Annotated in this window: 15 protein-coding genes and 1 pseudogene; 15 read left to right on the top strand and 1 reads right to left on the bottom strand. The window is 56.1% G+C overall.

Annotated elements, in window-relative coordinates; genetic code table 11:
* The 15 genes and pseudogenes from ACO5R6_RS05870 to ACO5R6_RS05800 form a co-directional block, all read left to right on the top strand.
* A pseudogene (locus tag ACO5R6_RS05870) lies at positions 1-626 on the top strand (DNA polymerase III subunit gamma/tau); the annotation flags it as partial.
* A 154-nt stretch (positions 627-780) separates the two neighbouring features.
* Positions 781-1,110, top strand: coding sequence for a YbaB/EbfC family nucleoid-associated protein (locus ACO5R6_RS05865; protein ID WP_485626257.1), 330 nt, complete (start codon positions 781-783; stop codon positions 1,108-1,110).
* A 12-nt stretch (positions 1,111-1,122) separates the two neighbouring features.
* Positions 1,123-1,722 (top strand): recombination mediator RecR, encoded by a 600-nt coding sequence (gene recR, locus ACO5R6_RS05860; protein WP_485626256.1) that lies wholly within the window; start codon positions 1,123-1,125, stop codon positions 1,720-1,722.
* 432 nt (positions 1,723-2,154) lie between these two features.
* Positions 2,155-2,625, top strand: coding sequence for a prepilin peptidase (locus tag ACO5R6_RS05855; RefSeq protein ID WP_485626255.1), 471 nt, complete (start codon positions 2,155-2,157; stop codon positions 2,623-2,625).
* 61 nt (positions 2,626-2,686) lie between these two features.
* Positions 2,687-3,784 carry a hypothetical protein gene (locus ACO5R6_RS05850; RefSeq protein WP_485626254.1) on the top strand — a complete coding sequence of 366 codons (1,098 nt, stop codon included), beginning with the start codon at positions 2,687-2,689 and terminating at the stop codon, positions 3,782-3,784.
* Complete coding sequence (locus tag ACO5R6_RS05845) at positions 3,762-4,994, top strand: TadA family conjugal transfer-associated ATPase (protein ID WP_485626253.1); 1,233 nt, start codon at positions 3,762-3,764, stop codon at positions 4,992-4,994. Before ACO5R6_RS05850 ends, ACO5R6_RS05845 begins: the two co-directional genes overlap by 23 nt.
* Before the next feature lie 5 nt (positions 4,995-4,999).
* Positions 5,000-5,695 carry a type II secretion system F family protein gene (locus ACO5R6_RS05840; RefSeq protein WP_485626252.1) on the top strand — a complete coding sequence of 232 codons (696 nt, stop codon included), beginning with the start codon at positions 5,000-5,002 and terminating at the stop codon, positions 5,693-5,695.
* A 52-nt stretch (positions 5,696-5,747) separates the two neighbouring features.
* Positions 5,748-7,070, top strand: coding sequence for a hypothetical protein (locus tag ACO5R6_RS05835; RefSeq protein ID WP_485626251.1), 1,323 nt, complete (start codon positions 5,748-5,750; stop codon positions 7,068-7,070).
* A 12-nt stretch (positions 7,071-7,082) separates the two neighbouring features.
* Entirely contained in the window at positions 7,083-7,268 is a 186-nt protein-coding gene (locus ACO5R6_RS05830) for a Flp1 family type IVb pilin (protein WP_485626250.1), read from the top strand.
* A gap of 8 nt (positions 7,269-7,276) precedes the next feature.
* On the top strand, positions 7,277-8,773 hold the full coding sequence (locus tag ACO5R6_RS05825; RefSeq protein ID WP_485626249.1) for a DUF5702 domain-containing protein: 1,497 nt from the start codon (positions 7,277-7,279) through the stop codon (positions 8,771-8,773).
* A 366-nt stretch (positions 8,774-9,139) separates the two neighbouring features.
* A complete protein-coding gene (locus tag ACO5R6_RS05820; protein WP_485626248.1) occupies positions 9,140-9,853 on the top strand; it encodes a hypothetical protein in 714 nt (237 codons plus the stop codon).
* A gap of 76 nt (positions 9,854-9,929) precedes the next feature.
* Positions 9,930-10,403: a prepilin peptidase gene (locus ACO5R6_RS05815; protein ID WP_485626247.1), complete on the top strand. Its 474-nt coding sequence runs from the start codon at positions 9,930-9,932 to the stop codon at positions 10,401-10,403.
* An 80-nt stretch (positions 10,404-10,483) separates the two neighbouring features.
* Positions 10,484-10,729, top strand: a complete 246-nt coding sequence (locus ACO5R6_RS05810; protein ID WP_485626246.1) for a hypothetical protein — start codon at positions 10,484-10,486, stop codon at positions 10,727-10,729.
* Entirely contained in the window at positions 10,729-12,069 is a 1,341-nt protein-coding gene (locus ACO5R6_RS05805; RefSeq protein WP_485626245.1) for a DUF6382 and FHA domain-containing protein, read from the top strand. The genes ACO5R6_RS05810 and ACO5R6_RS05805 overlap by 1 nt, the downstream gene beginning before the upstream one ends.
* 56 nt (positions 12,070-12,125) lie before the next feature.
* The gene (locus tag ACO5R6_RS05800; RefSeq protein WP_485626244.1) at positions 12,126-12,548 is read left to right on the top strand and encodes an HIT family protein; all 423 of its coding nucleotides are present in this window, start codon (positions 12,126-12,128) and stop codon (positions 12,546-12,548) included.
* A 154-nt stretch (positions 12,549-12,702) separates the two neighbouring features.
* On the opposite strand, the gene ACO5R6_RS05795 is transcribed toward ACO5R6_RS05800, so the two are convergent.
* A complete protein-coding gene (locus ACO5R6_RS05795) occupies positions 12,703-13,767 on the bottom strand; it encodes an undecaprenyldiphospho-muramoylpentapeptide beta-N-acetylglucosaminyltransferase (RefSeq protein WP_485626243.1) in 1,065 nt (354 codons plus the stop codon).
* Between the last annotated feature and the right edge of the window lie 275 nt (positions 13,768-14,042).

Here is a 14,042-nt window from a genome sequence, read left to right as displayed (position 1 = left end):
ATATTCGTATCCTGAGCGATCTCTCCAGCCAGATCCGCTATGCCAGTCAGAAGCGGATCCTGATTGAAATCGCTATCATCAAGCTCTGCAAGCCCCAGATGGAGGTCTCCTATGATTCCGTGATTGACCGCCTGTCGACTCTGGAGGAGAAGTTGGAAGAGGGAGTCCCGGCCCGGATGTCCCGGGGAGGATCCGCTTCTTCCGGGGGACCGGTGGCGGATGCGGATCATATAGCGCCCGCCAGGCCGGAGAAGAAAAAGCTCCCCGCGGCAATTCCCGAGGAGGTCGCCAAGCTGGCTGGCCAGTGGAAGAATATCGTGGCCTCCTTAGAAGACCGCCTTCTGGCATCTCTCTTGAATAAGGCCCTGGTCTCCGTCTCGGAGACAGGGGACCTGCTGCTGGTATACGATATGGGGGAGGCCGACCAGAAACTGGCCCAAAAGAAGCTGGCGCAGGAAGACAGCATGGCCCGATTGCGGGAGATTCTGGCCGAGGCCAGCGGGAAAGAGGTCAAGGTCAAGGTGATCGGCAATGAGGATCGCAGGCCCAAGGAGCAGGTCTATACCGATGCGATCGATTTCTTCGCCAAGAAGACCGGGATCGAGCCGGTGGAGGAGGACTTCTAGGCGGGGGAGCCGGGAAAGCGCCCGGCCGGGCCTGACCCGGGGAAGTCATCCTGTAGTTTGCGGCCCGGAAGGATAGAGGCTAAAAGATATAAGATTTAAGACACAAGGCAGAGGAGTTGGATTTAGAGTTCTGATCTGAGAAGAGGAGGATGAGATGGCAAGAAGAGGCGGCGGTTTTCCCGGAGGAGGAAACATCAATAACCTGATGAAGCAGGCCCAGAAGATGCAGAAGCAGATGGAGCAGGCCCAGGCGGACCTGGAAGAGAAGGACTTTACCGCGACAGCCGGCGGCGGCGCGGTCAGTGTCGTTGTCAGCGGGAAGAGAGAGCTGAAGAGCATAGAAATTGACAGGGAGGTAGTGGATCCCGAGGATGTGGAGATGCTGCAGGATCTGATACTGGCAGCTGTCAATGAGGGTCTAAAGCAGGTGGATTCCTTCTCGCAGCAGTCCATGTCCCGCTTTACCGGCGGTTTCGGACTCTAAGAAGGGGCCCCCATGGAATATTACAGCAGAGAAATCAGCCAGCTGATCGGGGTCCTCATGAAGCTTCCGGGGGTCGGATCCAAATCGGCCCAGAGATTGGCCTTCCACATTCTGCGCATGCCAAAAGAGGAGGTCGATCAGTTGGGGAAGACCCTGATTGAGGCCAGGGCCAAGGTCCGTTTCTGTAAGGAGTGTTTTACCCTGACCGACCAGGAACTCTGTCCCATCTGCTCCTCTGCCAGGCGCAACCACAAGCAGATCATGGTGGTTGAATCCACCCGTGATCTGGCGGCCTATGAGAAGACCGGGAAATACGAGGGTGTCTATCATGTCCTGCACGGAGCAATCTCCCCCATGCAGGGGATCGGACCGGCGGATATCCGGATCAAGGAGCTCCTCGTCCGTCTGCAGAAGGAGGATGTGGAGGAGGTTATTATCGCCACCAATTCTTCCCTGGAGGGAGAGGCGACGGCCATGTACATCAGCAAGCTGATCAAGCCCACAGGCATTCGGGTGACCAGAATCGCCTCCGGAGTCCCGGTCGGGGGCGATCTGGAGTATATCGATGAGGTGACCCTCCTCCGTGCCCTGGATGGGAGGACGGACTTATAAAGCGGACAAGCCTTATTTAACAACAATTATTTTTGGTTTATACACAGGGAAACAGGACTTATAAACGACTTGTCCACAGACTTATCGACAATTAGCGATATTGCCGAGATAATTCTCCGGAAGATATCCACAAGCCGCGTCTTGGGCATGCACATAAGGCAATAAGCAGACAAATAAAATCAAATTCACAGGAAAAAGACAAGGTGACTATCCAAAGTAGACAGTTGGATCGTCACTTTTTTGTCGCCCTTGCACAGAAAAACAATTCGTACAAATGAATAGAAAAAAATCTTTCGTCAAACGATATAGAAGCGGAAGGGGCGGCCTGCTATATTTTGGACACCGGAGGCAAGGAAAGAGAAGCGGGAGTAAGATGCGGAGGGAATAAGCGGGAGTAAGAAGCAGGAGGAAGATGCGGAAGGGGGAATCAGTATGGACTTTCAGTTACTGCTGGCATCTGCCCTGATCGCGCTGGCTCTGGGGGAGGACCTGCGCGAGGGAAGAATACCGAACGGCTTGCTCTTAAGGGCATTTCTCCTTGGGCTGATCTCTTTTGGACCGGAGCCCGGGGCCCTCTCGGTGATTGCAGGCAAGATGCTTTTTCCCATCCTCCCGGCCTTCTTATTCCTTCTGATCTTCTTTCTCGCGGGGGCTCTGGGGGCGGGGGATGTAAAGCTCCTGGCGCTCCTGGCCGGACTTCTGCCCCATGACTTCTACCGGCTTATGCTGGGACTTGCTCTGGGGCAGGGAGCCATCCTCGGGGCATGGAGCCTCCGGAGGCGGATGAAGACCGGCAGGTGGATGGGGAGGCCGGGAGAAGGCGGAAAGAAGATTCACTTTACGATCTGCATTGGGAGCAGCTTCTTCCTCCTGGCCTGTATCCGGGCGCTATCGGGTATATAGGAGGGGCTCTCGCAAAAGAAGTAAAGGCAGGGGGAAAGAAGAGCAGGAATGGTGGGGGAGTATGAGTCAGATACAGATTTTGATTGGGGACAGTGACAGAGATTATGTGGCGGCCCTGGTGAAGTTCCTCATGGGACGCGGGGAGAAGTATGGCATACGGACCTTTACAGAAACAGAGGCCTTCGAGGAGGGGTTGTCTCAGCTGGATTGGGCAGATTATGATCTGGTCCTTCTGGGAGAGGCCTATCTTGAAATTCTGAGCGGGCAAGGGCTGCTTGAGGACCTGCGGAGGAAGGCTGGCCACCCCCTTCAGCTGGTGGAGGAGAGGGGAGAGGGGAAATACGGCCTTGACGAGATGGAGAAGTACCGGCCCATGGATTTTCTCATGAATCTGCTGGGGCGGGCCAAGTACCCGGGACCTCTGCAGTTGCACGAGGACTCTGCCGGGGGTGCGGGTGCCTGTCAGGGGAGTCTTGCGGCCGCTGACCGAAGGAGGGCCGCCTGTGATGTGCAGGCATGCGAGTGTGCCTGGGCGATTTATTCTCCCATGCACCATGATCTGCTGTTGGCCTTCACCCTGCTTATGTGCCGGTCCATGGCTCAGGATGAGCCGGTGATTCTCCTGGACCTGGAGGAGAACTCCAGACTCAGCGAGCTTCTTCCCTGCAGGTGGCGGGGAACGCTGACCGATTATCTCTATCTGCGGAGTGTAAATGAAGGTGTACTTTCAGATTTTCTGATTTATGACGGATCTCTGGCAATTATGCCGCCCGTGGACAGCCCGACCGAGCTTGGAAGAATCAATCCGGACCAGTGGCAGATTCTCCTGGAAGACCTGCAGGAGACGGGAGCGAAGATCGTCCTGCTCTATGACTCCTTCCACCAGGGAGCGCAGCTCATGCTGGACCACTGCAGGAAGATGCTTCTCCTGAGCAAGCAGGAGCCTTATTATCGGCGGCTGACAGCCAGAACCGAGGGGGCACTCCGCAGGCAGTTTCGGCATCTGGAACTGGAGATCCTGGAATTGCCTCTCTCCCTGGGAAGCCGCAGCGAGTGGAATTTCAGTCTGGAGGAGATTGCGGCTGGCAACCTGGGCCGCTATGTGACCAGTCAAAGACAGCGCTGGGAGGGGCGGGATGCGTGCCGAAGTGTGGTATGAAGTACGTGAAGAGCTGCACGGTAAGGTCTTGGACCGGCTGCAGACTCCCAGCGCCGAGCACAGGAAGAGTGATCCGGAGATACGTCGGGTCATACGGGAGATCCTCATGGCCTATGCCGAAGAGCATCCGCTGGATCTGGAGGACCGGATTCGGATGGAGAGGGAACTCTTCAACTCCCTGCGCAAGCTGGACATCTTGCAGGACTTGTTGGAGGACGACTCAATCACGGAGATTATGATCAACGGACATGAGAAGATTTTCCTGGAGGAGGGCGGGAAGATCCGAAGGTCCGAAAGGCAGTTTGTCTCGGAGGAGAAGCTGGCGGACTTGGTCCAGCAGATTGCGGGAGCAACCAATACGCTGGTCAACGAGTCGCGACCCATCGCGGACACCCGCTGGGAGGACGGATCCAGGATCCACATCGTCCTGCCGCCGGTCGCGGTGGACGGAATCATGGTATCGATCCGGCGCTTCCCCAAGGATCGGATCGGGATGGACCGGCTGCTTGCGCTGGGCTCTCTTTCAGAGGAAATCCGTGTCTTCTTGTCTGCTATCGTAAAAGCCGGCTATAACATCTTCATCTCGGGCGGAACGGGAAGCGGTAAGACGACCTTCCTCAACGCCCTGGCAGATGATATACCGGAGGGGGAGCGGGTGGTTACCATTGAGGACTCTGCGGAACTCCAGCTGACCGGGGTGACCAACCTGGTCCGGCTGGAAGCCAGAGAGGCCGGGATGGACGGGAGCCTGGAGGTCAGCATCCGTGATCTGGTCAGGACGGCCCTTCGGATGCGGCCGGACCGGATCATTGTGGGGGAGTGCAGAGGGGGTGAGGCTCTCGAGATGCTCCAGGCAGCCAATACGGGACACGATGGGACGCTTGGAACAGGCCACGCGAATTCAACCAGAGATATGATCTCCCGTCTGGTCACGATGGTTCTGATGGGGGATGTCTCGCTGCCTGTACCGGCGATCTTAAGCCAGATCGCGGCGGGAATCGATATTTTCATCCATCTGGGCAGGCTAAGAGACGGGAGCCGTAAGCTCTTGGAGGTCAATGAAGTGATCGGTATGTGTGACGGGCAGATCGAGCTCTCCTGCCTTTTTCGCTATGAGGCGGCTGCAGGAGAAGGAGAGATGGGGCGATGGGAATGCGTCAACAGCTTAAAGAGACGGGGAAAATTAGAGGGGGCCGGAATCGACCTCTGAGAAGAGTGTGGATCAGCGGTCTGCTTGCTCTTGCCGTGGCCTGGCTCTTCTACAACCGAGTCTGGGCTCTTTCTCTTGCCGTCCCGATCTACCTGGGACTCGGGCCCTATCTGAAGAAGCAGAGGGAGCAGAAGGCCTATGGGATTTTCCTGGGGGAGTTTCGGGACTATCTCAGACTTCTGGCATCTGCCCTTCGCAACGGATACTCTGCAGAGAACGCCTTTTGCACTGCGGGAGAGGAACTTGGGAAAATCACACCGGAAGACAGTACGCTTCTTGTGGCGGCCCGAAAGCTTTCCGCCTGCATACAGCTGCAGGTTCCCCTGGAGGAGGGACTCTTTGAGATGGCTTCCGAGCTCGGGTACGAGGAGGCGGAAGACTTAGCCGACTTGATGGCTTTCGCGAGGCGGCTTGGCGGAGATTACAGCTGTTTTCTGGAGAAGAGCGCCCAGTCGATTGCGGCCAGGGTCGAACTGAAAGAGGAGATGGCGGCGAATCTGGCAGCCAAGGAGTATGAGCAGAGGCTGATGTCGGTCATGCCGCTGGCGGTTCTCTCCTATGTCCGGATGACCGCGGGGACCTACCTTGAGCCACTCTATGACAGCCCGATCGGGATGGTTATCATGAGCCTGTGCCTGGGACTTTACCTGGGGATGTTTCTTCTCGGGGAGAGGATCATCTATCGGGTCATGCAGGTCTAGGACTCTCAGGAGACCGGGATCGGGATAAGCAGAAGACAGAAAGGGGGAAGGCATGATCAGTCTGATTGTTCTGCTGGGGACCATCCTCTGTCTGCGAAGGCGCGGAAGGCACGGCAGAGCATGCCCCAGGAAGGCCTGTCGCCTGCTCCTGGGAGCAGAGATGGCAGCAGTTCTAATCTCGGGATCAGAGTTCCTTGCGTCCGGCAGACCGGTTGACAGCCTGCTGCGGCCGAAGAGCGGGGAACTCAGCCGGGAGGAGGCATTGATCGCCGGGACCAAGGAGGGAGATATTCCCTATCGGCTGACGGTTGAGGGGAGGAAATTGACCGGGGAGGAGGAAGAGGCCAAGATTCGGGCGGCAGAAGAGGAAGTAAAGCGATTGCTTTCGGAGCGCACCGAACTTCTGCCTGCAGGCGAGCAAGTTGGGGGGCAGACAGGAGATAAGGGATCTTTGATCCGGAAGCTGGACCGGGACCTGTCCCTTCCGCAACGTCTTCAGGAAGGACTGGTAGCCCTTCACTGGAACCTGCAGCCGGAGGGAATCCTGGAGGAGAACGGACGTCTGCACCGGGAACTTCTCGCGGAGGACCGGGTCATCACGGCATCGGTCTCCTATATCTGCGGAAGTCGCCGCAAAGAGGACAAGATTCTTCTTCTCGCGAAGGCCTATCCCAAGGAGACCAAAGAGGGCTACCGGACCAGACTGGGCCGGGAACTGGCAGGGCAGGAGGAGAAGGGGCGGGAGAGCGACCAATTGAAGCTTCCGACACAGGATTTCAAGGGGAATTCCATTCACTGGCGAAGACCCTATTCCTGGAGGGGGGAGAAGCTCCTCTTGCTCGGCTTGATCGGGGCTGTCCTCATGCTTTTTGCCGGGAAGCGAAGTCAACTGGAAGCCGGTCGAAGACAAAGAGAGGGAGCGGACCGGGATTATCCGGCGATCGTCAGCGAGCTCTCCCTCTACCTGTCAGCAGGCGTGACAGCTCAAAATGCGCTTGAGCGCATGAGCATCTCCTATGAGAGGCGACGCAAACGCGCCGGACCGGTTCGCACAGGTTATGAGGCCCTCTTTCTCCTGGTACAGAGGATGCGAGAGGGACGGTCAGAGCGGGAGATTTACGAGGCCTGGCCGGACCTCTGTCCGACGGCATCTTATCGAAAACTGTCCATGCTGCTCATACAAAACCTGCAGAGGGGAAACCGGCGTCTGGCAGGCCTGCTCGAGGAGGAAGAGCAGAGGGCGAGGGAGGCCGGCCGCCTTCGCTGTAAGAGAAGGGGAGATGAGGCGTCTACCGGACTGCTGCTGCCTATGGTGGGGCTGATGGCAGTGATCCTGGTGATCCTGATGGCACCGGCACTTTTTATCCATTTGTGAGGAGGTAGGAGAATGAAGTGGTTATGGGAAAAGGGAAGAGAATTGGTCTGGGAGGAAGATGGGATCGGAACGGTGGAGATCATTTTAATTCTGGTAGTCCTGATCGGGATTGTTATCATCTTCCAGAAACAAATCACAACTCTGGTCAGCAATATCTGGAAGGCCATTACGCAACAGAGCCGGACCATTATCGGCTAGAGGCTTCCGTGACAGTTTTTCTGAGCCTGATCCTGATGCTGCTTATGACCCTTCTTCTGACACTGGCCGAGGGAGTACACCTGATCGGGCTTGTCGCAGGGCAAAGACAGATGTCAGCATATGCGACGGAAGGGGCTATGGGAGAATATAACCGGGTCCTCTGGGAGGAGTACGGAATTCTGGGACTGGATGTCGGCTACGGGAAGGATCTATTTGACCTGTCGGAGCTGGAGCAGAGACTCCGGGTTCGCTTGGATGAGGAACTGGAGGATTCGCTCTATCAGACAAAGCTGACCTCCTGCGCAGCTTTGTCCTATCAGCTGCTGACAGATCATGGGGCAGGGCCGTTGATCAGGCAGGCGGCCAGGCAGGAGGCAAGCCAAGTGGGAGAAGCCGGTCTTGACAAGCTCCTTTCTTATATCCGCGGGAAGGAGTCTTCCGAAGACAAGCCGGACCTAGCGGCGATGCTCAGGGATGGGAAGAAGACCCTGGAGGATCTGCGTAAGGCAAAGGGGGAGGACCGTGGAAAAGAGGACAGATCAGATCCCTCCGCAGAGGATGGCGCTGAGCCTGCGGGAGAGAGCGGGGGACGAATCGAACCCCCGGGCCTCGGAGTAAGACAGCCTAAGATAAATCCCATTCAGGCTGCGCTGGACTGGAAGAATAAGGCCATTCTTGGGCAGGTCCTGCCGGCTGATTGCAAGCTCTCAGAGAGGAGGCCGGCAGACGGGGATCGCCCGTCCAAGCGAAAGAGAATCCGGGGGACCTATGAGGGGAAGGAAGAGGCGGATGGGAAGGATCAGGCGCTGTTTCGACTATATTTGCGGGATCATTTCTCGCGTTTTGGGAAGACACGGGGGAAGGGGCACGCCTTCTCCTATGAGATGGAATATATCCTCTGCGGGAAGGAGGGGGATTCTGCCAATCTGGAGGCTATGGTGGTCCGGCTTCTGGCACTTCGGGAACTGGATAACTGCAGGTGTCTTCTGGCAGATCCGGCCCGGATGGCACAGGTGGAAGAGCTCGCAGTCGTTCTGGCCGGAGCAAGCATGAATCCGGCGATCCTGCAGCTGGTCAAGGGAGGGATCGTAGCGGCCTGGGCATATCTGGAGAGCGTCCTTGACCTTCGCCTGATTTTGTCAGGAGGGAAGGCGGCCCTTCTCAAGAGCCCGGCCGATTGGACCAGCGATATCTATGAATTTCCCGCCTATTTCGACAGCAGGGTTAAGGCGCGTGAGTCAGCCGGCGGAGTGACCTATGATATGTATCTGATGGCTCTGCTTCTATTGGCAGACAGTGAGGAAATTGCCATAAGGGCCATGGATCTGATGGAGGCCAGCATCAGGCAGGAGCCCGATTATGGGGCATGCTGCGTGGACCACATGATCTGCGGCCTTAAGATGTACTATGCGTATGAAGCAAGCCCATATTTCAAGGTCTTGCCGATGAAGAGCATGCAACCCTGCTACCAGAGGGAGTATGAAGAGCTGTGCACATACCAGTGATTCGATCCGGGACCGGTGACTATCCATCAATGTCCCGGCCCGGGGCAGACAGGAAAAAGGGGAAGCATGACCCGGGAGGCGGAGGAAAGGAGCTGTGTCGAGGTGTCTCTACATCTGCTATGGAATCATTTTAGTAACTTATTCACCCTACATTTAAAAAACTCTCTTTTCACAAGGTCATATCATCGAACAGCTCATCCAAGATCCAATTTAAAGTTCCATCTAGAGGCACCTCGACACAGCTCCTGTCGTTTCTATAGTTCCAGAAATTCTTTCCGCAAGAGGCGGGGGAAAAGGGGCCGGTGGAATCTGCCGGCCTCTTACACCATAGAAGCAAGTCTTATCCTCCCGCTTTTCATTGCAGCAATGGCCCTTGCCATCTGTCTGATCCAGGTCTTCACCCTGCAGTTTCAGGTGCAGACGGCTCTCCGGCAGGTGACCAGGCAGATGTCTCTTCTTCCGGGGAAGAGGGGAAATGCGTTTGAGATCGGAGCTCTGACGGAGGCCAACATGATTCGGCAGGGAGTCAATCCCAAGCTGATCCGCGGGGGCTGGTTGGGAATTTCTTATGCCGGGAGCCGGATGGATGAGAGGGAGATTCACGCCGTGGCGGAGTATCGGATTCGACTGCCCCTTCCTCTCTTGGGGAGAAAAGAAGCCCGGATGACAGTGACTGTCAATCAGAGACGCTGGACCGGCTGGGATCCGAAGGAAAAGGAAGAGACGGGTGCAATGGTCTATGTGACGGACCGGGGAGTGGCCTATCACAGGGATCCGGCCTGTATCTACCTGAATCCGAGGATCCATGCGATTTTCGGCAGGGATTTGGCCAAGGCGAGAAATGATGCCGGGGCCAGATACAGGCCCGGTCCGTCCTGTCCCAAGAAAATCGGCAAGGGAGAGGAGAACCGGATCTTCTATATCACAGAAGACGGCCTGGTCTACCATAACCGACTGGACAGTCCGGCGCTGCGGAGGCATGTGCGACGCATTTCACGGGAGGAGGCCCTGACCCGGGGATATCACGCATGTCCCAGCTGTGCAGGCGGCGGGAAGACATCGGGGGAGCGGGGCCCCTGAACGCGAAAGATCCTGTGAGAATTCGGAGGTCATCGGGAGACAAGGAAAGGCAGAGGAGATCGGGGAGAAAAAGCATATGGAGGGAAATTATGTGTTGGCCCTGGACCTTCTATTGGGCTTGATATTCGCTGTCACATCCTACCAGGACCTGCGCTATCGGCAGATATTCTGGCCTCTGCCACTGGCGGGAATGCTCCTGTTTGGCCCGATGAATTTCTTGAGCCATCGGTTGACGGTCTGGGAGATGGGAGCTGGCCTCCTCCTTGGCCTCCTGCTCTTTTTGCTTTCGATCTTAAGCCGCGGGGCCATTGGCAGGGGAGATGCCCTTCTTGTGATGCTTCTGGGGGTTGCCCTCGGGGGAGGACCGGCACTTGTGATTTTCTGGCTGGCCTCAGCCGCAACGGCCGGGTGGGGAATCTGCGCCTGTCTGTGGGGAAGACGTCGAGGGAAGGGAAGGGTGCTTCGAGGGTATGCGCTTCCCTTTGTTCCCATCTTGAGTCTGACCGGTCTTCTGGTCGAAATGGCAGAACGGCTGTCCGGGTGCTTCTGAACCGGCTGCCCGGGGGCATGAAATGGGAAATGGCGGGGCGTGGGTCGGTAGAAAGGGAAAGTATTTGAGGGGGAAGAGAAATGGGGGATAGAAATCTGCTCTGGCTGTCTGCTGTATATACCGTGGAGGCATCCGTGATTATTTCTATATCGCTGATCCTGATCGCAGCCGGGATCCTGCTTGCCTTTGAGGTCTTTCGGGAGGACATGGAAGTCATTCGAACGATCAGCAGGCAGATCAATCACAGGAGCTCTTCCGAGGCGGCAGATCGTTTCCGTCTGGCTGAAACGGCGACGGAGGTCATTGAGCGGATCCGGGGGAAGTGATGATGAAGTACCGCTATTCCAGAAACAGACAGCAGATCTATATGATCTTGGAGGGAAGAGCCGCAGAGGAGGGCTTTGGAGATCGGATGCTGCGAGGACAGAGCCTGTCCTGCCTCCTGCCCTATCACACCGTAGATGAAAATGACCTGAGGCAGGTATGGTACGAAGTCAGCGGAAAGCGATCTCTCAAGGACTATCTGGACCAGGGCGGGAGGCTTGATACAGAGCTCCTGCGAGGAATTCTTATGGGACTGGTACAGGCCTTCGGAGAACTGGAACGCTATCTGATCTCGGAGCAGGCGATCTTTCTTGCCGCGGAGACTCTCTACCTGGATTTGCACCGGGGAGGCGGGAGACTGAGCCTCTGCTACTGTCCTCTTTGTATTCCGGAGGGAGAGGGGACCTTGCTTTCCATCTTTGAATACCTGCTCATGGTTTTGGATCACGAGGATGAAGTCCTGCGGGAGACCTGTTACAAGCTCTACGAGATGCTAGCGACCGGTTCTTACCGGATGCAGGATCTCCTGGAAGAACTCCCGCCTCTAGGTGTAAAGCGGGAAGAGGTCGAAAGAGAGCAGGGCCCCGGGGATGGAGATTTCGGACCGACGGATCCCAAAGAAGCTGATTTCGAAGCGACGGGTTCTTTGGGGGCAGGTGATCGGGCGACAGATCACGGGAGTACAGACTGCGAGAGGGCAGGAAGACGAAAAGGGCTGGCCCCGCAGGAGGACGCGGTCACGCGGCTCTTCCACCATCATCTGGCAGATTCCGATGAGGAGATTCCCCTGGAACTATTGGAAGATCAATCTCCTCTGAAGCGCTTGATTCGACGCCTGAGTTCTTGTATCAGAGAGGGAGCGCTTCACAAGAAGAAGAGTCTTAAGTACCGATTGGGCCAGCGGGCAAGGATTCTGATTCCGCCGGCGAAAGAAGAGATTCCGGTCCAGTTTGATGAGGATTGGACGGAGTCAGATGAGACGGTATTGCTTGTGCCGGAGATGACAAGAGGCCGGGAGGACAAGACGGATCCTCGCTGCAGCCAGGGGTATTTTGCCTATCAGGGGCAGGGGGATCTGGACAGTTTTCAGATGCAGGGGCTGATCTGCCACATCGGCTCAGGGTCGGACAATCAGATCATCCTCAAGTGTCAGGGAATCAGCCGGATGCACGCGGTTCTCTATCGAAGGAGGGATGGAGTCTATCTGGAAGACCTGTCCTCTTTGAATGGGACCATTTGCCGGACGCGGGGGGAAGAGATCTGGCTTGCCCCTCACCAGGAGCATCGTCTTGCGGTAGGAGAAGAAGTCTCCTTCGCAGGGGAGCGGTTTGTCTTCCGCTAAGCCAAGCCCTATAATGAGCCTATCCCTTTTAATGGTAAGGAGGAGGCGATAGGACGATGAAGAGAGACGATTGCATTTTCTGTAAGCTTGCCAACGGCGAGATTCCCGCCAACACCATCTATGAGGATGAGGATTTTCGCGTCATCTTAGACGCAAATCCAGCCAGCGAGGGACATGCTTTGATTCTCCCCAAAGAGCATTATGCCAACATATATGAGTTAGACGATGACGTCTCTGCCAAGATCTTTCCTCTGGCCAAGAAGATGGCATGTGCGATGACTGAGAAGCTGGACTGCGATGGCTTTAATATTCTTCAGAACAATGGAGAGGTGGCCGGACAGACGGTCTTTCACTTTCATGTGCATCTGATTCCCCGCTACAAGAAAGCTCCGAATAACCAGGGATTTCTGCTCTGGAAAGAGAGGGGGCTTTCCGCAGAGGAGATAGAGTCTGTGCGCGAGAGACTGACGCGACCATAGGGAAGCCGGGCGACGGGGATCCGGAATGAGCTTCTCCGATTGCGATCCGGACAAGGACTCGCCGATTGCATAGAAATAGGGCGCAGAAGCCTAACTACTTCCCCGGATTCGGGGAAGCGGCGGATTCTGCGCCCTTTTTCAATGGCCTGAAGCTTTATCTGGCGATGGTCTCGAAGAGGTCCAGGATCTTGCCGATGGAATCCATCTGACCGGAGTCCTCCATGGCGGCGATGTAGTGGGAGGCATGCGAAGAGACATAGTCAATGGCCTCTTGCAGGCTGTCTTTATTACAGGCCTCCTCTTCAATGACATAGGAGAAGCCCTGTTTTTCAAAAGAGCGGGCATTCAGGATCTGATCTCCCCGGCTGGCGGAAGCGGAGAGGGGAATCAGGATATTGGGCTTTCGCAGGGAGAGAAGCTCGCAGATGGCATTGGCCCCGGCCCTGGAGACAATCAGGTCGGCAGCGGCAAACAGGTCCGGCAATTCATCAGAGATATACTCATACTGGCGATAGCCGTCAAGATGGTCCAGGCTCGGATCCAGATTCCCCTTGCCGCAGAGGTGGATGATCTGATAGTGGGGCAGAAGCCGGTCTAAGGATTCACGCACAGCGCGGTTGATAAAGACGGACCCGAGCGAGCCGCCGATGATGAGAAGGATCGGCTTGTCCTGGCTAAAGCCGGTAAAGGCATAGGCCCTGGCCGGGTCTCCGTGCAACAATTCCTGACGAATGGGCGAGCCGGTCAGGACTGCCTTATTCGGAGGAAGATACTTGAGGGTCTCAGGGAAGTTGCAGCAGACCTTGACAGCGCCTCGCATGGCAATGCGGTTGGCCAGGCCCGGAGTCATATCGGATTCATGGATGATAGCGGGAATACCGAGGGACTTGGCGGCCAGGACGACAGGGACAGAGACGAATCCGCCCTTCGAGAAGACCAGGTTGGGACGGAGCTTCTTCAGAAGAGAGAGGGCCTCGAAATAGCCCTTGGCGACGCGGAAAACATCCGTCGCGTTCTTTAAGGAGAAGTAGCGGCGCAATTTCCCGGAAGAGATTCCGTGATAGGGAAGGCCGGCTTTTTGCACCAGACCCTTCTCCATGCCGCGATAGGAACCGATGTAATCCACTTGATACCCAGCTTCCCGCAGTCGGGGAAGGAGTGCGATATTGGGGGTCACATGACCGGCTGTGCCGCCTCCGGTCAGTACAATTTTCTTCATAATAGACAACTCCTTTTTCAGAAGACCCTTTCAATGACCGGAGGAAGTGACAGGCGCCATTGATCCGCCAGATTCCTCCTGCAACAGTCAGTAATTTAAGTCTAGCCGGGCTTCCGCAAATGTCAATATCTGAAAGATCAGGGAAGCAGTCAATATCTGAATCTGAATCTGAAAAAGGTGAATTTGAAAAACAGGAGGGCCCTTTATATTTTTTATAATATATCTGATATAATAGGGGATGTTTCCAGGAATTATCTGATAGACCATGTGTCCCA

The organism is Shuttleworthella sp., assembly GCF_057251025.1.
This window is presented reverse-complemented; position numbering and strand designations above follow the sequence as displayed.

Coding starts and splice junctions, on each gene's coding strand:
- ACO5R6_RS05865 (WP_485626257.1), top strand. CDS start 781: ATGGCAAGAAGAGGCGGCGGTTTTCCCGGAGGAGGAAACATCAATAAC.
- recR (WP_485626256.1), top strand. CDS start 1,123: ATGGAATATTACAGCAGAGAAATCAGCCAGCTGATCGGGGTCCTCATG.
- ACO5R6_RS05855 (WP_485626255.1), top strand. CDS start 2,155: ATGGACTTTCAGTTACTGCTGGCATCTGCCCTGATCGCGCTGGCTCTG.
- ACO5R6_RS05850 (WP_485626254.1), top strand. CDS start 2,687: ATGAGTCAGATACAGATTTTGATTGGGGACAGTGACAGAGATTATGTG.
- ACO5R6_RS05845 (WP_485626253.1), top strand. CDS start 3,762: ATGCGTGCCGAAGTGTGGTATGAAGTACGTGAAGAGCTGCACGGTAAG.
- ACO5R6_RS05835 (WP_485626251.1), top strand. CDS start 5,748: ATGATCAGTCTGATTGTTCTGCTGGGGACCATCCTCTGTCTGCGAAGG.
- ACO5R6_RS05830 (WP_485626250.1), top strand. CDS start 7,083: ATGAAGTGGTTATGGGAAAAGGGAAGAGAATTGGTCTGGGAGGAAGAT.
- ACO5R6_RS05820 (WP_485626248.1), top strand. CDS start 9,140: ATGGCCCTTGCCATCTGTCTGATCCAGGTCTTCACCCTGCAGTTTCAG.
- ACO5R6_RS05815 (WP_485626247.1), top strand. CDS start 9,930: ATGGAGGGAAATTATGTGTTGGCCCTGGACCTTCTATTGGGCTTGATA.
- ACO5R6_RS05810 (WP_485626246.1), top strand. CDS start 10,484: ATGGGGGATAGAAATCTGCTCTGGCTGTCTGCTGTATATACCGTGGAG.
- ACO5R6_RS05805 (WP_485626245.1), top strand. CDS start 10,729: ATGATGAAGTACCGCTATTCCAGAAACAGACAGCAGATCTATATGATC.
- ACO5R6_RS05800 (WP_485626244.1), top strand. CDS start 12,126: ATGAAGAGAGACGATTGCATTTTCTGTAAGCTTGCCAACGGCGAGATT.
- ACO5R6_RS05795 (WP_485626243.1), bottom strand. CDS start 13,767: ATGAAGAAAATTGTACTGACCGGAGGCGGCACAGCCGGTCATGTGACC.